Annotated in this window: 32 protein-coding genes; 30 read left to right on the top strand and 2 right to left on the bottom strand. The window is 26.7% G+C overall.

Translation table 11 applies throughout. From position 1 onward, the window contains the following. The 19 genes from SFBM_RS05090 (at position 1) to SFBM_RS05000 (ending at position 10,325) form a co-directional block, all read left to right on the top strand. Positions 1-435: a hypothetical protein gene (locus SFBM_RS05090; protein ID WP_007439850.1), complete on the top strand. Its 435-nt coding sequence runs from the start codon at positions 1-3 to the stop codon at positions 433-435. Then, positions 428-823, top strand: coding sequence for a hypothetical protein (locus SFBM_RS05085; RefSeq protein WP_005805877.1), 396 nt, complete (start codon positions 428-430; stop codon positions 821-823). The genes SFBM_RS05090 and SFBM_RS05085 overlap by 8 nt, the downstream gene beginning before the upstream one ends. A 122-nt stretch (positions 824-945) precedes the next feature. Further along, on the top strand, positions 946-1,311 hold the full coding sequence (locus tag SFBM_RS05080) for a hypothetical protein (protein WP_014017980.1): 366 nt from the start codon (positions 946-948) through the stop codon (positions 1,309-1,311). An 86-nt stretch (positions 1,312-1,397) separates the two neighbouring features. Then, complete coding sequence (locus SFBM_RS05075) at positions 1,398-1,757, top strand: hypothetical protein (protein WP_242821619.1); 360 nt, start codon at positions 1,398-1,400, stop codon at positions 1,755-1,757. Positions 1,758-1,772: 15 nt separating this feature from the next. Continuing rightward, on the top strand, positions 1,773-2,552 hold the full coding sequence (locus SFBM_RS05070; protein WP_005805882.1) for a hypothetical protein: 780 nt from the start codon (positions 1,773-1,775) through the stop codon (positions 2,550-2,552). Between the two features lie 61 nt (positions 2,553-2,613). Beyond that, positions 2,614-2,919 (top strand): hypothetical protein, encoded by a 306-nt coding sequence (locus SFBM_RS05065; RefSeq protein ID WP_007439852.1) that lies wholly within the window; start codon positions 2,614-2,616, stop codon positions 2,917-2,919. A 7-nt stretch (positions 2,920-2,926) separates the two neighbouring features. After that, the gene (locus SFBM_RS05060; protein ID WP_005805887.1) at positions 2,927-3,322 is read left to right on the top strand and encodes a hypothetical protein; all 396 of its coding nucleotides are present in this window, start codon (positions 2,927-2,929) and stop codon (positions 3,320-3,322) included. A gap of 79 nt (positions 3,323-3,401) precedes the next feature. Continuing rightward, a complete protein-coding gene (gene efp, locus SFBM_RS05055) occupies positions 3,402-3,959 on the top strand; it encodes an elongation factor P (RefSeq protein WP_007439853.1) in 558 nt (185 codons plus the stop codon). A 140-nt stretch (positions 3,960-4,099) separates the two neighbouring features. After that, entirely contained in the window at positions 4,100-4,960 is an 861-nt protein-coding gene (gene spoIIIAA, locus SFBM_RS05050; protein ID WP_242821366.1) for a stage III sporulation protein AA, read from the top strand. A gap of 11 nt (positions 4,961-4,971) precedes the next feature. After that, the gene (locus tag SFBM_RS05045; protein ID WP_005805892.1) at positions 4,972-5,484 is read left to right on the top strand and encodes a stage III sporulation protein AB; all 513 of its coding nucleotides are present in this window, start codon (positions 4,972-4,974) and stop codon (positions 5,482-5,484) included. A gap of 14 nt (positions 5,485-5,498) precedes the next feature. Next, positions 5,499-5,696 carry a stage III sporulation protein AC gene (gene spoIIIAC / locus SFBM_RS05040; RefSeq protein WP_005805894.1) on the top strand — a complete coding sequence of 66 codons (198 nt, stop codon included), beginning with the start codon at positions 5,499-5,501 and terminating at the stop codon, positions 5,694-5,696. A gap of 8 nt (positions 5,697-5,704) precedes the next feature. Beyond that, positions 5,705-6,088 (top strand): stage III sporulation protein AD, encoded by a 384-nt coding sequence (gene spoIIIAD, locus SFBM_RS05035; protein WP_005805896.1) that lies wholly within the window; start codon positions 5,705-5,707, stop codon positions 6,086-6,088. 10 nt (positions 6,089-6,098) lie between these two features. Beyond that, complete coding sequence (spoIIIAE, locus tag SFBM_RS05030; protein ID WP_005805898.1) at positions 6,099-7,295, top strand: stage III sporulation protein AE; 1,197 nt, start codon at positions 6,099-6,101, stop codon at positions 7,293-7,295. A 12-nt stretch (positions 7,296-7,307) separates the two neighbouring features. Continuing rightward, on the top strand, positions 7,308-7,895 hold the full coding sequence (spoIIIAF, locus tag SFBM_RS05025; protein ID WP_005805899.1) for a stage III sporulation protein AF: 588 nt from the start codon (positions 7,308-7,310) through the stop codon (positions 7,893-7,895). Positions 7,896-7,910: 15 nt separating this feature from the next. Next, positions 7,911-8,495 (top strand): stage III sporulation protein AG, encoded by a 585-nt coding sequence (gene spoIIIAG / locus SFBM_RS05020; RefSeq protein WP_005805901.1) that lies wholly within the window; start codon positions 7,911-7,913, stop codon positions 8,493-8,495. 52 nt (positions 8,496-8,547) lie between these two features. Beyond that, on the top strand, positions 8,548-9,063 hold the full coding sequence (locus SFBM_RS05015) for a SpoIIIAH-like family protein (RefSeq protein ID WP_005805903.1): 516 nt from the start codon (positions 8,548-8,550) through the stop codon (positions 9,061-9,063). Between the two features lie 107 nt (positions 9,064-9,170). Further along, positions 9,171-9,512, top strand: a complete 342-nt coding sequence (locus SFBM_RS05010) for an Asp23/Gls24 family envelope stress response protein (protein WP_005805906.1) — start codon at positions 9,171-9,173, stop codon at positions 9,510-9,512. Between the two features lie 56 nt (positions 9,513-9,568). Next, positions 9,569-9,892 (top strand): PTS lactose/cellobiose transporter subunit IIA, encoded by a 324-nt coding sequence (locus tag SFBM_RS05005; RefSeq protein ID WP_005805908.1) that lies wholly within the window; start codon positions 9,569-9,571, stop codon positions 9,890-9,892. 13 nt (positions 9,893-9,905) lie between these two features. Then, positions 9,906-10,325, top strand: a complete 420-nt coding sequence (locus tag SFBM_RS05000) for a hypothetical protein (protein ID WP_005805909.1) — start codon at positions 9,906-9,908, stop codon at positions 10,323-10,325. Between the two features lie 176 nt (positions 10,326-10,501). Here the strand turns inward: SFBM_RS05000 and SFBM_RS04995 are convergent, their stop codons facing one another. After that, positions 10,502-11,902 carry a cation:dicarboxylate symporter family transporter gene (locus SFBM_RS04995; protein WP_005805913.1) on the bottom strand — a complete coding sequence of 467 codons (1,401 nt, stop codon included), beginning with the start codon at positions 11,900-11,902 and terminating at the stop codon, positions 10,502-10,504. Positions 11,903-12,088: 186 nt separating this feature from the next. Between SFBM_RS04995 and SFBM_RS04990 the strand changes: the two genes are divergently transcribed. From SFBM_RS04990 to SFBM_RS04940, 11 genes are all read left to right on the top strand, one after another. Beyond that, a complete protein-coding gene (locus SFBM_RS04990) occupies positions 12,089-12,436 on the top strand; it encodes a hypothetical protein (RefSeq protein WP_005805915.1) in 348 nt (115 codons plus the stop codon). Positions 12,437-12,461: 25 nt separating this feature from the next. Next, the gene (locus tag SFBM_RS04985) at positions 12,462-13,301 is read left to right on the top strand and encodes a flagellin (protein ID WP_007440450.1); all 840 of its coding nucleotides are present in this window, start codon (positions 12,462-12,464) and stop codon (positions 13,299-13,301) included. 21 nt (positions 13,302-13,322) lie between these two features. Next, positions 13,323-13,685 carry a flagellar basal body rod protein FlgB gene (gene flgB, locus SFBM_RS04980; RefSeq protein WP_005805919.1) on the top strand — a complete coding sequence of 121 codons (363 nt, stop codon included), beginning with the start codon at positions 13,323-13,325 and terminating at the stop codon, positions 13,683-13,685. 20 nt (positions 13,686-13,705) lie between these two features. Then, positions 13,706-14,128 (top strand): flagellar basal body rod protein FlgC, encoded by a 423-nt coding sequence (gene flgC, locus SFBM_RS04975; protein WP_005805921.1) that lies wholly within the window; start codon positions 13,706-13,708, stop codon positions 14,126-14,128. Between the two features lie 101 nt (positions 14,129-14,229). Next, the gene (gene fliG / locus SFBM_RS04970) at positions 14,230-15,243 is read left to right on the top strand and encodes a flagellar motor switch protein FliG (protein WP_014518744.1); all 1,014 of its coding nucleotides are present in this window, start codon (positions 14,230-14,232) and stop codon (positions 15,241-15,243) included. Beyond that, positions 15,227-16,039 carry a FliH/SctL family protein gene (locus SFBM_RS04965; protein ID WP_005805924.1) on the top strand — a complete coding sequence of 271 codons (813 nt, stop codon included), beginning with the start codon at positions 15,227-15,229 and terminating at the stop codon, positions 16,037-16,039. Before fliG ends, SFBM_RS04965 begins: the two co-directional genes overlap by 17 nt. A 6-nt stretch (positions 16,040-16,045) precedes the next feature. Beyond that, positions 16,046-17,359: a flagellar protein export ATPase FliI gene (gene fliI / locus SFBM_RS04960; protein WP_014017978.1), complete on the top strand. Its 1,314-nt coding sequence runs from the start codon at positions 16,046-16,048 to the stop codon at positions 17,357-17,359. Positions 17,360-17,372: 13 nt separating this feature from the next. After that, positions 17,373-17,870, top strand: a complete 498-nt coding sequence (locus SFBM_RS04955) for a flagellar export protein FliJ (RefSeq protein ID WP_007442523.1) — start codon at positions 17,373-17,375, stop codon at positions 17,868-17,870. Next, positions 17,857-19,329 carry a flagellar hook-length control protein FliK gene (locus SFBM_RS04950; RefSeq protein ID WP_005805931.1) on the top strand — a complete coding sequence of 491 codons (1,473 nt, stop codon included), beginning with the start codon at positions 17,857-17,859 and terminating at the stop codon, positions 19,327-19,329. Before SFBM_RS04955 ends, SFBM_RS04950 begins: the two co-directional genes overlap by 14 nt. A gap of 17 nt (positions 19,330-19,346) precedes the next feature. Beyond that, positions 19,347-20,378, top strand: coding sequence for a flagellar hook assembly protein FlgD (locus SFBM_RS04945; RefSeq protein WP_005805933.1), 1,032 nt, complete (start codon positions 19,347-19,349; stop codon positions 20,376-20,378). A gap of 45 nt (positions 20,379-20,423) precedes the next feature. After that, positions 20,424-20,630 carry a flagellar FlbD family protein gene (locus SFBM_RS04940; protein WP_005805935.1) on the top strand — a complete coding sequence of 69 codons (207 nt, stop codon included), beginning with the start codon at positions 20,424-20,426 and terminating at the stop codon, positions 20,628-20,630. Positions 20,631-20,633: 3 nt separating this feature from the next. Here the strand turns inward: SFBM_RS04940 and SFBM_RS04935 are convergent, their stop codons facing one another. Beyond that, entirely contained in the window at positions 20,634-21,752 is a 1,119-nt protein-coding gene (locus SFBM_RS04935; protein WP_007441960.1) for a hypothetical protein, read from the bottom strand. Positions 21,753-21,761: the final 9 nt, after the last annotated feature.

Raw genomic sequence — 21,761 nt, 5'->3', positions numbered from 1 at the left:
ATGAAAAAGAGAGGAATGATATTGATAGAAAATTTAACTTCGTTGATGATATTGATGGTTATAGTGGGTGGATTAGCACTTAACGTAGGTATGTTTAAGAAAATGTACAATAATTATATGCATACAAAATTTAAATTGGAATTTATAGATTTTGTTAATAGAGGTAAATATTCTGCAGTTAATGATTCTAGTGTTTATATTTTGAGATTTTATGAGAAAAGAATGTTATTAGCAAATAATCGTAATGAAGTTGTAGATAGATTTGATTTTCCAAAGCAGATAAGGATGGCAAGTTTCAATGGAATTTATAATTCGAGATTAATTATAGAAGATAACGGTGTAATAACTAGAGGAGCAACATTTTCATATTATTTTTGCGATAAGTTAAATAAAATAACAATTTCAACTATAACAGGAAAAGTTAATTATGCATAAGTATAAAAAGAGAGGATCTATTTTATTCAAAAATTTATTTTCAATATTATTAATAACGATGCTTTATATTTCAATTTCGAGGGTTATAAATATAAATGTTAAGGCTATGCGATCTATATTATTGACGAAAGATATTATAAACAAGATTGATATCATAAAATATGAATTGTTTTTTAATAACCAATATATTCATATTAAAGGAGATACTTACATAAATGCAAATAATATAAAACTTGATAAATATAAAGAACTTAATCAATATTTCGAAAATTACAAATGCGATAATTCTGAATACTTTCGTTTGTATTTTGATGAATATATGAATGATATTACTATAGAGTACATTAAAGACGACCAAATGATATTTAAGGATAAATTAGAAATTTAGTATTGGAGGTGTATTTAATATTATAAGGCATAAAAAGAGAGGGCATATGCTTTTAGAATCGATTATAAGTCTATCGATATTCGTTGTTATTGCTGTATCTATGAATAATTATATTATAAGTAGTGTTAAATATCTTATTTCCAATATTAATATATCTTACGAATGTTTTAAAAATTAGAGAGTTAGAAGTATTTTTAAATAGTGAACTTAATGAATATGCATTTGATTTTAAAGTTAATAGTGATAAGAAGATATCCTATAAAAAAATTATTCCTATAAGTACTTCACAATGTGAAGTAAAAAAACGGGATATAACTTTTGGAAATGGAACGATAACTTTAAAATATGATGATAGAAATGTAACTAATTTACTTAAGAATGTAGATGATTTTAGAATTTATAAGAATGGAAATTTAGTTTTTATTAAGATCTTATTGGGGGATATAGAGTTAATAAAACCAATTTCACTTATGTCTTATAATATCTGATTGAATTGAAAAAAAGAGGGGTAGTTTATATACCATTTTTGATGGTATTAACATTAATTTTCAGTTTAATAATGAATTCAAATTATATGAGCAAAAATATTTCTACTTATTTGGATTATGAAAATATTTCTGAAGTAGGCATGATAGATCCAATTAATAATTTTATATCTAAACTTAAAATTTATAAGGATGATTATTATAGGGCTATTGATGAATCTTTAATAGTTGAAGGTGTTACGTTTTTAGACTACATCAAGAATAATAATATTAAATTGTTTAAGGGAAATTTATATATATTGAACTTTAGTTTAGGAAATATCATTAATCCAAATGGAGATAAAATTCTACTGTATTATAGTGATGAGGATAAAAAAGGATACTATTTTTACGCTAAAGAAAATGGGAGAGATATTAATTTAGATCTTGCTCGTATTTTTAGAATTTAGTATTTTGGAGGGATTATGAAGAATTTAATATATTATAATAAGGATAAATTTGATATATATTTTAAAAAAATAACAAATAAATATGAAAAATCTAATATCTCGGATGTTTATATTAAAGATATAAATAAATTTAATATAAAAAATTCTATTATTATATTCGAAGTTAGAGATTTTTTAATTAAGTCTTTATTTATGCCTTTAGATAATTATATAGGTGATAGAATTTTGAATTCATTAAAATTTTATTTTAATAGTTTTAATGATGATATATTATATGATTATTTTCTTTTGGATTCTGACATTAATAATGGGCAAGTACGAATATTACTGTATGCTATGAAGATAAAAAAAGATGTACAAGAAATTTTAAAATATATAGATAAGTCTTATTTGGTGGTTAGACCTTTACAATTTATAATAGTTGAATATATATCGAATAAGTTTAATACAAAAAATGGAATTTTAATAAATAAGATAGATAGTTCAAATTATAATATTATTATGTTTAGAAATTCGTTAATATTATTAAATGATTATATAAATGCAGATACTTTTAATAATTTGGATATTTATATAATTGATAGCATGCAATATGTTAAGAAAGAATTTAATGTTTCAATTAATAATGATATATATTTTTTGAATTGTGATCAAGAAAATATATCATGTAATTACAAATTTAAATGTATATTTTCAAATCATACTGTGGAGGAAATATTAAGGGAACATGACTATATCAGGAGTAAATTTTTTAAGTTTTGGAAAAAGAGAGAGAATTTTAAAAAGAACGCATAAAAAATATTTATCCTATATTTGTATAGTTTTAATATTAATAGGAGGAGTATCCGGAAATATTTTGATAAATAGAAAAACATATAGTAATCTATTGAATTCAAAACAATCTAAAATTATAAGTGATCTACAGGTTGAACATAAAAACAGTGTTGATATTATTTTATTATTACTTGATAGTATGAAATTGTTTATAGAAAATATAGAATATACTTTAGATAATATAAGTATTAATGTTAGAATTGCAGATAAAAAATATATATATAGCATAGTGGATAATTTAATACAAGCTAATTTATATATTAAGTCTTATGAATATATGTCAGAAAATGACGGTTTATACTTATATAAAATAGATATAGGGGTATAAAGAAAAGATGAATAAGGTAATTAGGAGATATAAATTTGTATTGGGAATTTTAATTTTTTTCCTATTTATTATGATATGTATAAATATGGTGACTAAAATTAAAGTAGATAAATTTAGATTAATACAAGACAATATTGTTTCATCTGAAATTGAATTTAAACAGGCTAAAGAAAATGAATTTTTAAAATTTAAGAATGATTTATTAAATAATAATGTTATATTAGATAATATTGAGTATTTAGATAGTGATATGGTTAGATTTGATATAAATCAAAATATGTATATTAACGATGCATATAATTTTTTAGAATTTTTGAGCAATATACCACATTTAAGAATAAATAGGATAAATATTATAAAAAATAAGTTGGATTACAACTTGAACATATCGGCTGAAATGTAATTGGATATATTGAATACATTAATTTAATTTGTTAGAATGAATGTGCGAAATAAATAGATGTGGAGGTTTAATTATCGTTATGTTAACGGCGGGAGATTTAAGAAAAGGGATTACTTTTGAATATGATGGTCAAGTGTACATAGTTATAGATTTTTTACATGTAAAACCAGGTAAGGGTGCTGCATTTGTTAGGACTAAATTAAGAAATGTAATAGCTGGAGGGGTTATTGAGAGAACATTTAATCCATCAGAAAAATTTCAAGAGGCTGTTATTGAGAGGAAAGAGATGGAGTATTTATACAATGATGAATCATTATATTATTTTATGGATTTGGAAACATATGAACAAATTCCACTTAATTATGAAAAAGTAGAGGATGCAATAAAATATTTAAAAGAAAATATGAATGCTATTATAAAATTTTATAGAGGAGAAGCTTTTTCTGTTGAGGCACCTAATTTTGTTGAATTAAAGGTTATTGAAACAGATCCGGGATTTAAAGGTAATACAGCAACAAATACTTTAAAACCAGCTAAAATTGAGACAGGCACTGTAATCCAAGTTCCTTTATTTATAAATGAGGGTGATAAAATAAGAATAGATACTAGAACCGGAGAATATATGGAAAGGGCATAGTATAAATTTAAAAAGTTATTAGTGATATCACTAATAACTTTTTTATGTTTTTGTACTAAAAAAAGAATAAAAAAATATAATTTATTGGAAGGAGGTTAAGTATTATTAGTAATTTATATGAGTTAATAAATTTATTTTCTATAAATTTAAGGTACCAATTAGAAAAAAGTGGATCTCTAAATAATTTGCAAGAGATTAGGTTGAAGGTTAATAAGCCTGTTATATTAATTTTTTCAGATAAAGAAATCGTATTAACTGTAAGGACCTCTGCTGAAGATATTAGAGCTACCATAAATAAGATTAGTAAGTATTCTATTTTTGCTTTTGAGGAAGATGTAAAACAGGGGTTTATAACGATACAAGGTGGACATAGGGTTGGAATAACTGGTGAATGGATTTTTGAGAATGGACAAGTAAAATATTTAAAAAATATCTCATCATTAAATATTAGGATATGCAAAGAAGTTATGGGATTTGGAAGAAAATTTATTAATTATATATATAAGGGTGGTGAAATTTTGAACACTCTTATAATTTCTCCACCTAAATGTGGAAAAACAACTCTATTGAGAGATTTGTCTAAGATTATTTCAAATGGTGATAGTCCTCTTAATAGAGGATTTAAAGTATCTGTTATAGATGAAAGAAGTGAAATAGCAGCTAGTTTTAGAGGAATTCCTCAGTTAGATGTGGGAATCAGAACTGATGTATATGATAATTGCCTAAAAAGTAAAGGAATAATTCTTGCTATAAGATCTATGGCTCCTGAAGTTATAATTTGTGATGAAATTGGAACAAGAGAGGATTTTGAAAGTGTGCTGATCGCTTACAATTCGGGAGTATCTATAATTTCAACAATACATGGTAGCAGTGAAGAAGATTTTTATAATAAGTTACGTATGAGCAATTTAAATACTAGTATGGAGAAAATATTTAAATGTATTTTGATACTTAGTAATAAGAATGGAATTGGAACTTTAGAAAGAGTAAAAATAGTTTAGAGAGGATCACTATGAAATTTATAGCTTTATTAATTATTTTTGTGTGTATTTCTCTTATAGGAATAATATTAGGAAATGGTTACAAATTTAGGGTAAAAGAACTTCAAGAATTTGAAGCAGTATTTTATTCGTTAAAAAATAACATAACATTCATGCGAACTCCGATAGCTTATGCATTGAGAGAGTCCTGTCCCCAAAAATCTGAACTTAGTATAAATTTACATAAGATTGCAGATGAAATTGAAAATGGAGATTTTTATAATTTGGTTGATTGTGTTAGAAGAGTTTTTGAAAAGAATAAGCTTAAATTATATCTTAATCAATCTGATTTAGATATGATATATGATTTTTTTAATAACATTGAAAACAGTAATCTTAATTCATTTGAAAATGTATTTTGTATTTTTACAAAACGTATAGAAGATCAATTGATAGAAGCAATAGAATTTAGAAATAAAAATAAAAAAGTTTATAGTACTTTAGGAATCGGAGTAGGAGCTATGATTGTTATTTTTCTCATATAGGGAGAGTGTGTAAAATGTTAGATTTTTCTATGATATTTAAAATTGGTGGAGTTGGAATCCTTATTGCAATTCTTGATAAGGTTTTAAAAAGTATTGGTAGAGAAGAGTACGCAACATTATCTAATATTTTAGGTATAGTTTTAATCTTATTTATGGTTATACAACTTATAGGTGATCTATTTAATACTATTAAGACAATGTTTCAATTGTAGGTGATTAAATGGAGATTATAAAAATAGCGTTTTTTGCACTAATAGCATTATTTTTTATAATAATTGTGCAACAGAGTAGAAAAGATCTGGCCGTGATAATTTCCTTATTTGTAGGTGTTTCTATTTTTGTGTTTATATTTGGTAAATTTAATGCGATTATATTATTTCTTCAAGATATGGCATTAAAGGCAAATATAAATACAGTTTATTTAAATATTGTTTTAAAAATATTGGCCATAAGTTACATAGCGTCTTTTTGTAGTGAAATATGTAAGGATGCAGGATCTAATAATATTGCCTCAAAAGTTGAATTCGGTGGGAAAATTTTAATATTGTTTTTAGCAGTTCCCATATTAATGGCTGTTTTGCAATCAATTTTAAACATTATGTAGGAAGGTATTTATGATAAAGAAAATATTTTTATTAATTTTTTTATTAACTTTGTTTTTTTTACCGAATTTAAGTGTTAGTGCAACTATTAGCAATAATGAGAATGTATTTAATAACGATAATATGCAGGAAATAATTAAGGAAAATGAAAAGGAAATATCAAATCTTTATGATTACATAATTAACATGAAAGATGATATAGAAATATTGAAAGATTTGGATCCTAAGGAATATGTAAAGTCACTTATGAGTCATGGAAATGAGAAAATGAGTATTGGTAAAACTATATTTAAAAACATAACATCATTCATTATAAAGGAAGTTATTCTAGTCTTAAAGGGAGTTTCTACCGTAATAATAATAGCTGTTATTTGTTCACTTATACAGAATCTTCAAAATGCTTTTTCTAATCAAACATTGTCAAATGTTGCTTTTTATGCGTGCTATGCTCTGCTTATAATAATACTTTCCAAAACTTTTCTTATAGGAATTGATATAGCTAAGGAAACTATAAAAGAGTTAAATAATTTTTTATTAGTATTGATACCTGTACTTAGCACATTACTTTTATCTGCTGGTGGAATTAGTCAGGTTGCAACACTTGATCCAATAATAATTTTGCTTACGAACATAGGTCCTACGTTTTATTTGAATATTTTGATTCCAATTATACTTTTAGGATTTATGTTACAGTTTGCTAATAATATATCAAATAATTTTAAAATATCAAATTTAATAAAGCATACCAATCAGATTGTACTTTGGGCTCAGGGAATTTTTATAACGTTTTTTATAAGTATGCTTACAATAAGAGGATTTACAGCAGAATCTTTAGATATTGTAACAGCTAAAACAGCTAAATTTGCTGTAGATAATTTTGTTCCAATAGTAGGAAAGGCAATTTCTGATGCAATTGCTACTGTTGCAGGTTACTCTATACTTTTGAAAAATGCCGTTAGTTCCTTGGGGCTTATAATTGTTATAGCTATTGTATTAGTTCCAATAATTAAGATTTTTATAATGGCTACATTATATAGATTAACTGCAGCCATTATTGAACCTATTTCTGATAATAGAATAGTTTCTGCTATCAGTTCTGTAGGTGATTCATTAATTCTTATAATGTCGTGTGTGATAGTAGTATCTATATTGTTTTTTGTAATGATTTCTATAATTGCATCTGCAGGGAAATTAATAATAGGTGTTTAGGAGTTATTATAAATGGAAATTTTAAAAGATTGGGTAAGTGATATTTGTGTAACTATCTTGTTTATGACAGCGATAGAACTTGTTTTACCTGAGAATAGTATTAAAAGATATGCAAAATTTGTCTTAGGACTTATTTTTATAGTTGTTGTTATAAATCCAATTATTAATTTTGTTAACCAAGATAATAATTTGTATAAGGACATAGCTGTAAATGAAAATTATATTGATAAATTTGATGATTATCTAAAAAATAATTTTGAGGAGTATAGTGAGAGAGCTAGGAAAACAACTTTAGAAAGTTTTGAAGAAAATATTTCTAGAAATTGTAAAATAATATTGGAAAATAAGTTTAAAAAAAATAAATTTGATCTTGAAGCATCTTGTGTTTATCAGGATGGAGATTTTAAAATATTGGAAGTTATTGTAAGAGTAGAGGAGCATGGTGTTAAGAAGATAGAAACGATTGAAGAAGTTATTATAGATGATAAACAAGATAATAAATTTATAAGTAAAGAGGGAGCAAAAGCTAAAGAAATAAGAAAATTTTTATCTAATGAGTTAAATATTTCAGAAAATATTATAAAGGTATATTTAAATTAAGGGGTCCAGTAGCAGATGGAAAAGATAAAACAAAAAATTATAAAAAAAAGTAATAAATTTACTTATATGATTATATTAATTATTATAGCTGGAATTATGATTTTTGCAGTTAGTTATTTTAATAATTCAACACCAGCATTGTTAAATGTTTCAAGTGGAGAAATATCGCAGCAAAATAAATATGGGGTTGATTATACTCAATTTTCCTATGAGGATAAAGTTAAATTAGAATTAAAAAATATTTTATCTAAAGTAAGAGGAGTAGGGGAAGTTGATGTTGTTATACATTTTGAAGGCGGAGAAGAAAGAATTCCAGCACTTGATAGTGAGAAATCGAATACAGTAATAGAAGAACGCGATAGTAATGGAGGAAATAGAGTTAATAATAACAATAAAGATGGCACTAAGGTTGTAATGTCAAATCAGGGGAATAGTACTGAACCATTAATTTTGAAAACATATAATCCTAAGATAGTTGGGATACTTATAGTTGCTGAAGGGGCAGATGATAACAAACTTTCATATAAATTAACTAAAATGGTGTCTTCTCTTTATGATATAAGTGAAAGTAAGGTTAATGTCATACCTATGAAAGAGTGACTATTATTAAAAAATGGAAAACTAATTTGAAAAATTTAGGGGGATTTTGATTATGAATAAAAAACAAGCTGGAGTTATACTTGCGTTATTAGCATTAATTGTATGTGCTGGCGTATTAGCAGCAAAGGTTAACAGTTCAATGCAGGATTTAGGAACAGTATCTATAACTGATAGTGGTGATGATGCTGCAAATATAAATAATTCCAAACAAGATGAAATAGGGTATGACTTCTTCTACGAAGCAAAATCTGTTAGGGATAAGAAATCAGCTGAAACTCTTGAGTATTTAGCAGAAATAATAGATAGTGAAAATGTATCACAAATGGATAGAGATACGGCGGCTAAACAGAAGATGGCTTTAGTTATGGATCAAGAAAATGAAACTAAAATTGAACTTGCTCTTAAAGGTAAAGGATTTGAAGAAATATTATGTTTAATTGAGAATGATAAAGCTAGAATATTTGTTAAGAATGCTTCTGAACTTACAGAAAGTCAAAGAAAGCAAATTCAAGAAGTGGTTATGAGTGTAGCTAAAATTAAAAATGTAGAGATAGAATTAAAGAAGTAAGATAAAAAACTACTGATATGGTATCAGTAGTTTTTTTGTTTTATATATGGTATTTAAAATTGTCATTTGATATAATTATTTTGTAATTAAGTAGAGGGGTTGGATAAGTGAATAATAGTATTGGAGTTGTTAAAATATCTGATGATGTTATAACTGTTATAGCAGGTATAGCCGCTAGCGAAATTAAGGGAGTATATCCGCTATTTAGTAATAATAGTAATGGTAATAATTCTTTTAATAAGAAGAATATTTCCAAAGGAATTAAAGTGAATTTGAGTGACAATAAAACAAGTATAGATATAAGTGTTGCTGTTGAATATGGTATAAAGATTCCAAGTGTTATTAGAGAACTTCAAGAAAATGTTAAAACTCAAGTAGAAACATTTACAGGTGTTAAAATGGAAGAAATAAATGTATTTGTTCAGAGAGTTTTAAATAAATCTGAATAGGATTGATTTGATATTTGTTGTGAGTTTTGTTTATAAAAAATGGAGGATTAACCACAATGAAAGATTTAGAATTGAAGAGTTTTGAAATAATATCTAATGTGGGAACTGCTAGATCGTGCTATATTGAGGCTATTTCTCATGCGAAAAAGTTCGATTTTGAAATGGCTGAAAATTTAATGAAGGATGGTATAGAGGCATTTAATTCAGGACATAAGGCACATGCTGGATTAATACAAATGGAAGCTAATCATGAAGAATTTCCTTTTAGTTTGATTTTGATGCATGCTGAGGATCAATTGATGAGTGCTGAAGGATTTAAAATTATTGCTAATGAGTTTATAGATATTTATAAGAGGATGAAAGAAAACGATTTAAAATAGGAGAATTTCTAAAATGGAGTTAGATGAGTTTTTTAAAAAAGTCAAAAATGGTGATAATATACGTGGGATGGAAATGTATAATTTAATGATGAAAGTAAATGATCATTCTAGGAAGATAATGAGTGATCTTAATTATACTTATCATACTAAAGAAGAAATTATTGAATTGTTTTCGAGATTAATTGGAAAAAAAGTTGATGATACTTTTATGTTATTTCCACCATTTTATACTGATTTTGGTAAGAATATAAATATTGGTAGAAATGTTTTTATAAACTCGTGTTGTTGTTTTCAGGATCAGGGTGGAATTTATATAGATGATGGTGTTTTAATTGGTCATAATGTAATTTTAGCTACATTGAATCACGATTTTGATCCAAATAAGAGGGAAATACTTCATCCAGCTCCGATTAAGATAGGTAAGAACGTTTAGATTGGTTCTAGGTCAACAATATTACCTGGCGTTAAAGTTAATGATGGATCTATTGTAGCAGCAGGATCTGTTGTTAATAAAGATGTGCCAAGTAATTCTATTATTGCTGGAATTCCAGCTAAAGTTATTAAATACATAGATAAATAAAGACAGGAATATATTCCTGTCTTTTTATTTTACATAAATGAACCATCTATTTTAGCATTCATATCTTTGAATTTATTCATATCTATTTGTTTTAAATTTTTATCTACAATTAGAGAAGTTGTTAAAACACCATTTATGTTTAGCATTGTTCTAGCCATGTCTAAGATTGGATCAACAGCAAGTATAGGACTTGTTAAATCAAAATATTGGCCTAGTCCAACAGCTGAGAGATTTATTGATGCACTTGTTGTTGCTGTACCAGGAACACCAGCTATACCAATAGAACTAATTGTTACTACGAGTAAAGCCATTATCATAAATCCTAAGTTTATTGGATAACCAGTAATATTTGATATCATTATTATAAGCATTGCAGGGAAAATACCAGCACATCCATTCATTCCTGTTGTTGAACCTAGACTAGAAACAAAAGTTGAAGTTGATGAATTGCATCCCATAGATTCAAGTGTTTCAATAGTTACAGGTAAGCATCCAAGACTTGATCTAGATGTGAATGCTAGTATAAGTACAGGAATGGCTTTTTTGATATAAGTAATGGGATTGAATCCAAATACAGACAATAGAATCATATGAACTAAGAACATTATAATTACTGCTATATATAAAGCAACTATAAATAGTATAACATCTAAAATTGATTTAATTCCACGTTGGGCAATTGTATTAGCTAATAATGGAATTATAGCATAAGGCATTAAATTTATTATGCTCATTGTTATGCTAACTATTATTTTGTGAGAAGCCTCGATCAGTTTGTTAAATGTTTCCATTGTTTTTGCATATATTTTTCCCATTTTTTTTGCAGCTGTGCCTATAAAAATTGAAAATATAACAACAGCAATAACATTCGAGCTAGCCATGGATTCTATTGGATTTTTTGGAATCAAGTTTCTAAATATGTCAATTAATGATTGCACTTCTTTTATATTAGATGATCCAGAAGCTATAGTTGAGTTTAATCCTATTTTAAATACGTATGAAATTATGAATCCTACAACTGCAGAGATAGCAACAGTTGAAAGTAGAGTTACTAATGTATAAATTGTCAGTTGTTTTATTTTTGCATCTTTTTTCATGCTGATTATTATATGAATGATTGAGATTATAATCAGTGGGATTACAATCATTCTAATTAGATCTATAAAACCATTCCCAAATAAAGAAAACCATTTAGTGGATTCATTTATCCATGTTATTTCAAGTGGGTTTTTAGGGAATTTAGCTGCAAATTGAATTGCGAATCCTAAAATTATTCCTAAACCTGTACCTATAAACATTCTGTTTGAGAAGTTTATAGGTTTCTTTTTAAGAAAAAGCATGAGTGTAAAAAGTAATATTAGTACTATTAACCATGCAAGTGTGTTAAAAGAGGATATCATTATAAACTCTTTTAAAAAACCATTTTCCATTTATAAAAAACTCCTTATTAAAATTAATCAATATTACTATTAATATAATTTTGTTTAAATTGATATAACAAATATTAAATATTTGTTATCTATGTTATTAAAAAAGTATATATATTATTTTTTTTCGTAGATACACGAAATAATTAACGAAAAAATGAACATATTATTAATGGGAGAACAATTATTATGATAAATTTAAATAATGATATTATTGAAGAATGTAATAATTATTTACTTCAATTGTCTTATTTTTTGGATCAGGTATATGATATTCTTGTTAAGAATGAAAATATTGAAATTACAAAGACTTATGTTGCTGAATTTGGAGAGCAATTAGAATTGTTGGTTAAATTTATAAAAGAAAATGAACAATTGAATTTAAGAATATTTTCAGAAGAAACTGATTTGAGGTTTGCACTTGAGAGTTTTGGGGATGCTTTTAGTAATGATGATTACGAGCTTTGTAGCCAAATACTTAAGTATGAACTGAAATATATTTTGTTTAAATGGCAATCAAAATTAAGAAGTGTTTAATTTTTGGTAGATGAGGAGTTTTAATATGAAGTTGACTTTTAATTCTAATGCTATGAAAACATTTATGACTTATAAAAAAACTATTTCGGATCATTCAAAAAGTATAAAAAATATATCAACTGGGAAACAAATTAATTCTGCAAAAGATAATCCCAGTAGAATTTCTAAGCTTGCAAATTTTGAAAAGGAAATTAGAGGTTATCAAAGTTCAAGAAGAAATATACAAGATACTGTAAGTATGATTCAGTCTGCAGATAGTGTTATGGGTTCTCTTAATGATAGAGTTACAAGACTCAAGGAGATAACTATTAGTTTAGGAAATGGGAGCATACAGGGTGATGAAAAGGATATTATTCAGAATGAGGTTAATAGTATTCTTGAGGGTATGAGTTATGATATTGAACATTTTTCATTTAATGAAATAAATATTTTAGGTAATAAGGATGTTACTGATAACAGTAATCCAAAGTTAATAAGTGTATTAACAACTGGAAATTCTGGAGAGTTTTCTGAAATACCATCATTTAATTTATCTATTGAGAATTTGGGGATCGATGGTATGAATGTTAAAGATGATATTGGTTTTAATTTGGAGAAAATAGACAATGCTACATCTCAAATTATTAATGCAAGAACTAAACTTGGAGCTATAAGTGCAACTTTTGAGGATAAAATTGAGCAATCAGAATCAATAGAGGAAGTTGTTACAGGAGCTAAGAGTAAAATAGAAGATGCTGATGTTGCTTTAGAAATGCTTGAATTTTCTAGGACGTTAATGTTAACTGAAGCTAATATTAAAAATATGAGTAAGACAATTTATTTACCTAATGATTTGATAGATGTTTTGGGTAAATTATATAAATAAAATAGCTTGGGGGAGTCTAATATGTATCAGTTGTTAAGAACTGCTTTAGATGTTTCTTCTGTAAGGAAGGATGTTATATCTAATAATTTAGTTAATGTTAATACTAAAGATTTTAAACGTTCTGATGTTGTGTTTGAAAAATATTTGAATTTTGAAATACCGAGAGTTGGATTTAAGACAACTAATGATAAACATATGAAGATTGGGAATGAACATTATGATATTGTACAAGATACTTCAACAATTATGAGAAATGATGGTAATAATGTTGATTTGGACATAGAAAAGGCTAATCAAGCTGCAAATACATTGATGTATAATACTTTAGTTTCAGCTATAAACGGTAAATATCAAAGTCTTTCAACAATTATAGGTGGAAGATAAAGTATGAAAGGAGATGACTTATGCTTAATAATGCTTTTAGAGCTATGAGGATTAGTGCAAGTGGACTTGCTGCTGAAAGAATGAGAATGGATTTAATTTCGTCAAATATTGCAAATTATAATTCCATTAAAACAGATAAAACGGAGGCATATAAACGTAAAATTGCAGTGTTTCAAGAGCATTTAGAAAGCTCAATGTTTGGTTTGGATAAATTTAGAGGTGTTAAAGTTTCAAAAATAATGGAGGACAATGCACCATCTAAGATGATTTTGGATCCTACACATCCCTATGCAAATGAAGAAGGATTTGTTGAAGGAAGTAATGTTAATATATTAAATGAGATGGCTGAAATGATTTTGGCAACAAGGTCTTATGAATCTAATGCTGATAACTTTAATGCCAATAAACAAATATTTATGAAAGCACTGGAAATAGGGAAGTAAATCTATAGCTTCTATCACGAAATAATGTGATAGAAGTTTTTTATTTGTTTAAACTATGCTTAAAAATATAAATTTTACACAAGATAATATAATGGGAGGGGATGCTTTTGAAAAAGAAAATTTCGGGAGTTCAAAAAACAGCAATTTTACTGATAACCTTGGGTTCAGAAGTAGCCTCAGAAATAATGAAGTTTTTAAATGAGGATGAAATAAATAAGATTTCTTTTGAAATAGCAACTATAAATTCGGTAACAATTGAAGAAAGAAAAGATATCTTACATGAATTTATAGAAATGAATAAAGCAAAAGAGTTTTTACTTGAAGGTGGATTTGATTATGCTAAGAATATTTTGAGTAAGGCTCTTGGGTCAGATAAGGCTATTGAAATTTTAGATAAGATAAAGGAAGCAACAGATATATATAGACCTTTTACTATTGCACGGAAAGCTGATCCAAATCAATTATTAAATATTATAATTGATGAACATCCACAGACGATTGCTTTAGTCTTATGTTATATTCAACCTGAAAAAGCAGCACAAATTTTGAGTTGTTTGCCTGATAATCTGCAAAATGATGTGGCATACAGAGTTGCTACAATTAGAAATACTTCTCCATATGCTGTTAAGGAAGTTGAGAGGGTTTTGGAATACAAGTTATCAAATTTTGTGAAACCTGAAGCGACAGTTATTGGTGGAATTGAGTCGCTTGTTGATATGCTCAACAGAGTTGATAGAAACACAGAAAGAAATATTACATCTGGACTTGAAAATCATGATAAAGAGCTTGCTGAAAAATTAAGAGCATCTATGTTTGTGTTTGAAGATATTGTGACTTTGGGATCTGAAGATATACAAAAAGTTTTAAGGAGTATAGATCAGAAAGATTTAGCCCTTGCACTTAAAGGTAGTAGTGACTCAGTTAAAGAACTTATTTTTAGCAATTTATCAAAGGGTGCAGCAGAAAATGTTCGTGAAGAGATTGAATATATGGGTCCTGTTAAGTTGTCTGATGTTGAGAAAGCTCAACAAGTTATTGTTTCTCAGATTAGAAAGTTAGATGAGCAAGGTGAAATATTAATTGTTCGAGGAGGAGACGATGACATTATTCAATAGTTCAAATAAAAATATTATCCGTAGTGGCAATAATAAGAATTCTTCACGTTCTACAAAAACGATTATAAGTCCTAATATATATGATGCTTATAGTACACAGAATAATATATCAAGAGAAATTAAAACTAATAATGAAATAATTAAGCGTATAAGGACGAAAACTTATAGAGTTAGAAGAGATGAAATTTTAAAATTTAAAAAAATAAGTGATATGTTGATAGCTAAAGCCAAGAAGGAATCATCTAAAATTTTTGCTGATATGATCGAAAATGCACAAGTTGAAGTAGTTCGTCAAAGAGTTGCGAGTAAAGTACAAGGATATAAAGAAGGTTTCGAAGAAGGAAAAGCTAAAGCTATGGAAGAAGTTAAAATCGAAAAAGATAAAATATTAAGTGATGCTATGCTTTTTTATGAAAATGCTAAAAAAGAAGCAGAGGAATTTATAGTAGCGAAAGAAAATGAAATTAAAAATATGATATTTACCATGGTTTCTAAAATAATTAGAAGGCAATTGAATGATGAAAAAATATTAAATGATATAATCTATGAATGTATAAAAAATATAAAAGATAAGATGCCTGTAATTATAAAGTGTAACGAAATTAATTATAAAGGAATAAGTGAAGAGGTTCATGTTTTGAAAGAGAAAGCTGGAATTCTTGGAGATTTTCATGTTGTAATTAGCAAAGATATAGATAAAGGAGAGTTTTTGATTGAAAGAAATGGTGGGATTATAAAGTATGATGTCAACGAAAATATAGAAATTTTAAGAAAGATAATTTTTAGTGAGGATTAATTAAGTATGTTTATAGATTTTAGGAAAATGAAAAATTCTCTTGAGAGGATCGAAACAATTTATGAAGAAGGCAGAGTTAAGCGTTTAGTTGGATTGACTATAGAGGCGGAGGGTATAATTCCATTTGTTGGGGAAATTTGTTACATATATAATGAGTACAATGAGCGGATAGAATGTGAGGTTGTTGGAATTAATCAAGAAAGAAGTATATTGATGCCTTTTGGAGATGTGAGAGGAATTTCTACAGGTAGCAAAGTTATTGCTACTAAAAAATTATTGACTGTTAAAATTTCAGATGAATTATTGGGCTGTGTTTTGGATGGACTTGGAAGAGTTCAAATAGGTAGATCACCTGAAAATTACACAGAGTTCACGATAGATAATAAACCACCTATCGCTATGAAAAGAAGGGAAATTACAGAGATAATGCAGACAGGTGTGAGAGTGATTGATGGAACTCTTACTTGTGGTGTTGGTCAGAGAGTTGGAATATTTGCAGGATCTGGAGTTGGTAAAAGCACTTTGATGGGTATGCTTGCAAGGAATGCATCTGCAGATGTGAATGTGATTGGACTTATTGGTGAGAGAGGTCGTGAACTTAAGGAATTTATATATCATGATTTGGGTGAGGAAGGACTTAGAAAGTCTGTTGTAGTGTGTGCTACATCTGATGAACCTGCACTTATAAGGTTTAAAGCATCACTTGTTACAACAGCAATTGCAGAGTATTTTAGAGAACAAGGGAAAAATGTAATTTTAATGATGGATTCTGTAACGAGATTTGCTATGGCACAAAGAGAGGTTGGATTAGCTATTGGTGAACCACCGGCAACAAAAGGTTATACTCCATCAGTCTTTGCACTTCTTCCTAAACTTTTAGAAAGGACAGGACCTTCTGAAAGTGGGGCTATTACAGCATTTTATACTGTACTTGTTGATGGCGATGATATGAATGATCCGATAGCAGATACGGTAAGAGGAATATTGGATGGACATATTGTATTATCAAGAGCTTTAGCACATAAGAACCATTATCCAGCTATTGATGTATTAAAGAGTGTTAGTAGACTTATGTCTAAGATAACATCTGATGAACATAAACAGTTAGCGGGAACTGTTAGAAATTTACTCGCAGTATATCAAGATGCTGAAGATTTAATAAATATTGGAGCATATGTTCATGGGAGTAATCCAGATATAGATAAGGCTATTCAATATATTAATCAAATAAATGAATATTTAAAACAAAGCACAACTGAATTCACTAGTTATGAACAAAATTTAACTATATTGAAGGGAATATTTAATAATTTAATTTAAGGTAGTGATTGTTATGAAAAGGTTTAAGTATTCGCTTAATAAATTGCTTAATATGAGGTTAGGGCTTGAAAAAGAGGCATCTCAGAAATTTACAGATATTAGCACTAGAATAAAAATTATTGATGATAATATTGAAACTTTAAATGAATTATACAAAAAAAATGCATTTGCAACTTGCACAACTCGTGTTGATGAAATTATAAGAAGTAACTATGCTTATTTCTTGGAAAATTCAATTCGATATAACGAAAAAGAGAAAGAAAAAATGAGTAAAGAATATGAGTATAGATTTGAGGATTATAAGAAGAAAAAGAAGGATAGAAGTATTTTAGATAAGCTAAAGGATAAAGAGTATTCAGAATTTTTACATGAGCAAGATAAGGAAGAACAAGATTTTCTAGATGAGTTATCCTTAAATATGTATTATAAAGATTTAAATAAAGAAGATGAAATTGAATATTTTGAAGATAATGAGGATAAAAAGGAGGAGGAAGAGAATGAAGATAGATAATTTAAATTGTGGAGTAGTTAAACAAAATGGAGTAAAACAAAGTAATAAAAACGTTAAAAATGATTCGGAGATCAGTAATTTTAAAGATTCGTTTAATGAGTCTATTAATCTACAAGATCAAGATTCCTCAAATATTAAGCAAAAAATAGAACCTAAAAATCATGTAGAAACTTTATATGATAGTTTAGATGAAGCTGATAAACAATCATTACAAGTTATTTTAAGTATACTAAATATTTTAGGATCAGAAGAGATTGATGTTCAGAGAAATTTTTTTGAGTTTAATGAGGATTTTGTTATTGGAGAAAATGAAGAAAATAACAATGTTGAACTTGACAATACAAAATTAATTAGAGATATGTCAAGAGTAGAAGTGTATAGTGAAAAAATGAAAAATTCAAGGTTGATTGATTTTGAACATGAATTAAGCAATTCCGATCTTAAATTTTCTGATTATAATTTTACAGCTGAGAAAATACAAAATAAAAATTTAACAGATATAGATTTAGATAATAGTAATCAGGAGGTTATGAAAAATATTTTAGTTGAGATTGGATTTGATTTAAATAAAATTGAATCAAAAGATATTTCAAATCAGGAAATTATACAAAGAATTATGGGAAATATTGAAGGATTTAAGAGTTTGGTAAAGAATGAATTTGATAAAATAGGGGAAAATAATTTTGGAAATCAACTTTTGGAAGAAATTAATTTTGAGGGATTTTTATTGGAAGATAAGGAATTAGTTAAGAATATAGAAAATGAAATCAATATTAAACTTAATACAAAATTAAATACTGAAATATCCATTGATTATTCAAGAGATTCTAATAATATTATAGATCGAAAATTTGAAAATGCTAGTAATCTTAATGAGGTAAGAAAAATTGGAGATAAAATTAATAATGATGATGCAATATTGAAAGAAATTTCTGGAGATGTACAAATTAATAAAAATATTGATAACTATTTTGTAAATGTATTTAGAAATAATTCTGGGGAAATTCAAAATTTGAGTCTCAATAAAGTATTGGATTCATCAAACCACCAAAAGTTTGTTAAAGAATTTATTGAAAATATAGAGTATATGTCATCAAATAATAAAAATCAAATGATTGTTAAACTCAATCCTGATCATTTGGGAAGAATGGATATAAAGTATGAAGTGGTCAAAGATAATATTAGGCTTATGATAAAAGTTGAAAATCAAGATGCAGTAAAATTTATGGAAACAACGATATTAGATATAAGAAATATGATAAAAGAAGTACACAATATAAATTTGGAGAATATACAAGTTGATCTTCAAGAATTTGGATTTAATCCAAATGATGGAAGAGGTAATAAAGATAGTGATAATTCTAATTCTAGTACGTCTAAGACTCCAACTATAAAAATTGAGGATGAAGGAATTAATAATGATGATAATAGAGATTTGAGAAAAGGAATTTTAGTTTAAGTTGAGGTAAAAGAATTATGATAAATATCAATAATAATATTCAAATACCATTGATTACCAAAAATAAATCTATGAATATAGGTAGTCCAAGCAATACTAATGACAATTTATTTAATGAATTAGTTGAAGAGATTCAAAAGAAAACCAGTACTAATAATGAAATTAATACGGTTTCAGGTAATGAGGATGATAATTCGGGATTGTCAAGAGCAGAAACTAGATCAAATAATGTTTATAATGGGCAGTATACTGAGAAGGGAACAAAGATTGTACAACCTGGGGAAGATATGAATAAAGACGCATTTTTAAGAATATTGGCAACACAGATGTCTAATCAAGATCCAACTCAACCACAAGATGGTACTGAATATGTTTCTCAATTTGCACAATTTGCAGCTATGGAACAAATGTCTAACTTAAATACTACTATGAGTGAATATTCAGCTAGATCATTATTAGGACAAGGTGTTATGCTTAATTCTTACGATAATAATGGAAATGCAATTACTGGTATCGTAAGAGGAGTTGCTCAAAGTGGGTCAAAAATAATTGTTAATGTTGAATATATGAATGATAAAGGTGAATTTGTAATCGGGGATTTTGAAAGAGATGATGTTATGAATGTTATTGATGTACAAGATAATAGGCTTGATTATATAAATAATAATATGGCAATGCTTGTTGGTTCCTCGATGATAAATAAAGAAATAGAATTTATTTCTTCAAGTAATGATGAAGAATTTGAAGATGATGTAATAACGAATGAATCAGAATCAGGAGTAGATGATTTAGTAAATGAGGAAGGGGATATGGATGAATTGGAAGCTATACTTGAGCAAGATATTCAAGCCGGAAGAAAAGCAAATGGGGAAACTGTGACATATGAGAATAATGGACAACTATATGAAACTATGATAGGTAGAGTTGAAGGAATAGTAGTTGAGGATTATATGATTAAACTTAGTGTAAGAGTTAATACAACTAATGAGCTACGGACAGTAACACTTGATAAGGTTATAAGAGTTGATGGAAAGGAATATATAGATTAAAATTTGTAAAACTTATATTTAGAGGAGGGTTAAAGGAGGGTTTATATGATTAAGCTTACGAGAACAAATGATGTCGTATTTTATTTGAATTCAAATGAAATTGAAAGAATGGAACTTATACCAGAAACTGCGTTGATTTTATTAAATGGAAAGACGTATATAGTGAAAGAAAGTATTGATGAAGTTATAAGAAGGATTATAGAGTTTAATCGTAAAATACATTACCAATATAAAAAGAGTGTAGAGAACTAAGTTCTATACACTCTTTATTTTATCTAGAGATGAATAAAGGGTTCTTATTAATTTTAAATCATATATAACTTTGGCACAATTATTTTGTATTGAAGTGATTTTCTCATGACTAAGATGAGATTTCATTGAACTAATATTATTTAGATAAGTATCAACAAATTCTGAATATAATTCATACATTTCATTAACAGTTTTTATATACTCGTCCTTATTTTTGTCAATTAAACGTTCTTTTTCAATAAATACTCTTGAGAAAGTGATCTTTCCATTTGATCCTAATTCTATTGATTTACTTAGAGAATAATTTTTCAGAATATTCTCTTTATATTGATTAAGTTCAACTATTTGACTTTCTAGACATTCAATAAATTTACTTAAATTTGTTTTATCAGAATTGGAATTTGTATTAAAATCTATCATTTCAATTAAATCATTAAATGTATTTTCTTTGTATGAAATAAGCCTATTAAGATTATTTAGAATTTTTTCACGAGCTATATCTATTTTACTTTTATGGTTAGTTTCGATTTCCTTTTCTTTTATATCCTCTTTATTATCTTGTCCATTATTTTTATTCAATGACTCATTTTCTTTTATTGTACTCTCGTAATTTTCAATATTATTATCGATTTTTTCAAAATTTTCAGTATTTTTGGATTCAGAATCCTTATATTGTCCAGTAACTTCTAATGCAATTTTTGATTCATTCTCTGAGGTTTTCTCTTTTACATCATTATCAGAATTATGAGGATTTTTGTCGTCAATGTCGTTAATAAGTGGTTCAATATCTTTTTCCATTGAAATATCATTCTGAGATTTGTCTATTTTATTCTTATTAATATTTATTATATCTCTAATATCATTTCTTTCAGATTTGTAATTAGAGAGGTTAGAACCGTGTTTTATTAATATGTCAATCAAATCATATTTTAAGTTTATATTATGCACATTACAAATTTCAGATGCAAGACATAGAATGTCAGAATATTTATTTTGAATTGCTTTTTCTAAAAAAGAAAGACGTTTGTTTAAATAATTAATTTCAATTGATAAATTATTTTTGTGTTTATCATTATTGAAATCTAAATTTTTATCATTTGTAAAATTTAAATACTTTGACATAAGACACCT

This window comes from Candidatus Arthromitus sp. SFB-mouse-Japan (genome assembly GCF_000270205.1).
GTDB lineage: Bacteria > Bacillota > Clostridia > Clostridiales > Clostridiaceae > Dwaynesavagella.
The sequence above is the reverse complement of the archived record's forward strand: the minus strand, read 5'-3'. Positions and strand labels throughout refer to the sequence as shown.

Excerpts from the sequence above, each read along its gene's own strand:
- SFBM_RS05090 (WP_007439850.1), top strand. The coding sequence starts at position 1 with ATGAAAAAGAGAGGAATGATATTGATAGAAAATTTAACTTCGTTGATG.
- SFBM_RS05085 (WP_005805877.1), top strand. The coding sequence starts at position 428 with ATGCATAAGTATAAAAAGAGAGGATCTATTTTATTCAAAAATTTATTT.
- SFBM_RS05075 (WP_242821619.1), top strand. The coding sequence starts at position 1,398 with ATGAGCAAAAATATTTCTACTTATTTGGATTATGAAAATATTTCTGAA.
- SFBM_RS05070 (WP_005805882.1), top strand. The coding sequence starts at position 1,773 with ATGAAGAATTTAATATATTATAATAAGGATAAATTTGATATATATTTT.
- SFBM_RS05060 (WP_005805887.1), top strand. The coding sequence starts at position 2,927 with ATGAATAAGGTAATTAGGAGATATAAATTTGTATTGGGAATTTTAATT.
- efp (WP_007439853.1), top strand. The coding sequence starts at position 3,402 with ATGTTAACGGCGGGAGATTTAAGAAAAGGGATTACTTTTGAATATGAT.
- SFBM_RS05045 (WP_005805892.1), top strand. The coding sequence starts at position 4,972 with ATGAAATTTATAGCTTTATTAATTATTTTTGTGTGTATTTCTCTTATA.
- spoIIIAC (WP_005805894.1), top strand. The coding sequence starts at position 5,499 with ATGTTAGATTTTTCTATGATATTTAAAATTGGTGGAGTTGGAATCCTT.
- spoIIIAD (WP_005805896.1), top strand. The coding sequence starts at position 5,705 with ATGGAGATTATAAAAATAGCGTTTTTTGCACTAATAGCATTATTTTTT.
- spoIIIAE (WP_005805898.1), top strand. The coding sequence starts at position 6,099 with ATGATAAAGAAAATATTTTTATTAATTTTTTTATTAACTTTGTTTTTT.
- spoIIIAF (WP_005805899.1), top strand. The coding sequence starts at position 7,308 with ATGGAAATTTTAAAAGATTGGGTAAGTGATATTTGTGTAACTATCTTG.
- spoIIIAG (WP_005805901.1), top strand. The coding sequence starts at position 7,911 with ATGGAAAAGATAAAACAAAAAATTATAAAAAAAAGTAATAAATTTACT.
- SFBM_RS05015 (WP_005805903.1), top strand. The coding sequence starts at position 8,548 with ATGAATAAAAAACAAGCTGGAGTTATACTTGCGTTATTAGCATTAATT.
- SFBM_RS05005 (WP_005805908.1), top strand. The coding sequence starts at position 9,569 with ATGAAAGATTTAGAATTGAAGAGTTTTGAAATAATATCTAATGTGGGA.
- SFBM_RS05000 (WP_005805909.1), top strand. The coding sequence starts at position 9,906 with ATGGAGTTAGATGAGTTTTTTAAAAAAGTCAAAAATGGTGATAATATA.
- SFBM_RS04995 (WP_005805913.1), bottom strand. The coding sequence starts at position 11,902 with ATGGAAAATGGTTTTTTAAAAGAGTTTATAATGATATCCTCTTTTAAC.
- SFBM_RS04990 (WP_005805915.1), top strand. The coding sequence starts at position 12,089 with ATGATAAATTTAAATAATGATATTATTGAAGAATGTAATAATTATTTA.
- SFBM_RS04985 (WP_007440450.1), top strand. The coding sequence starts at position 12,462 with ATGAAGTTGACTTTTAATTCTAATGCTATGAAAACATTTATGACTTAT.
- flgB (WP_005805919.1), top strand. The coding sequence starts at position 13,323 with ATGTATCAGTTGTTAAGAACTGCTTTAGATGTTTCTTCTGTAAGGAAG.
- flgC (WP_005805921.1), top strand. The coding sequence starts at position 13,706 with ATGCTTAATAATGCTTTTAGAGCTATGAGGATTAGTGCAAGTGGACTT.
- fliG (WP_014518744.1), top strand. The coding sequence starts at position 14,230 with ATGCTTTTGAAAAAGAAAATTTCGGGAGTTCAAAAAACAGCAATTTTA.
- SFBM_RS04965 (WP_005805924.1), top strand. The coding sequence starts at position 15,227 with ATGACATTATTCAATAGTTCAAATAAAAATATTATCCGTAGTGGCAAT.
- fliI (WP_014017978.1), top strand. The coding sequence starts at position 16,046 with ATGTTTATAGATTTTAGGAAAATGAAAAATTCTCTTGAGAGGATCGAA.
- SFBM_RS04955 (WP_007442523.1), top strand. The coding sequence starts at position 17,373 with ATGAAAAGGTTTAAGTATTCGCTTAATAAATTGCTTAATATGAGGTTA.
- SFBM_RS04950 (WP_005805931.1), top strand. The coding sequence starts at position 17,857 with ATGAAGATAGATAATTTAAATTGTGGAGTAGTTAAACAAAATGGAGTA.
- SFBM_RS04945 (WP_005805933.1), top strand. The coding sequence starts at position 19,347 with ATGATAAATATCAATAATAATATTCAAATACCATTGATTACCAAAAAT.
- SFBM_RS04940 (WP_005805935.1), top strand. The coding sequence starts at position 20,424 with ATGATTAAGCTTACGAGAACAAATGATGTCGTATTTTATTTGAATTCA.
- SFBM_RS04935 (WP_007441960.1), bottom strand. The coding sequence starts at position 21,752 with ATGTCAAAGTATTTAAATTTTACAAATGATAAAAATTTAGATTTCAAT.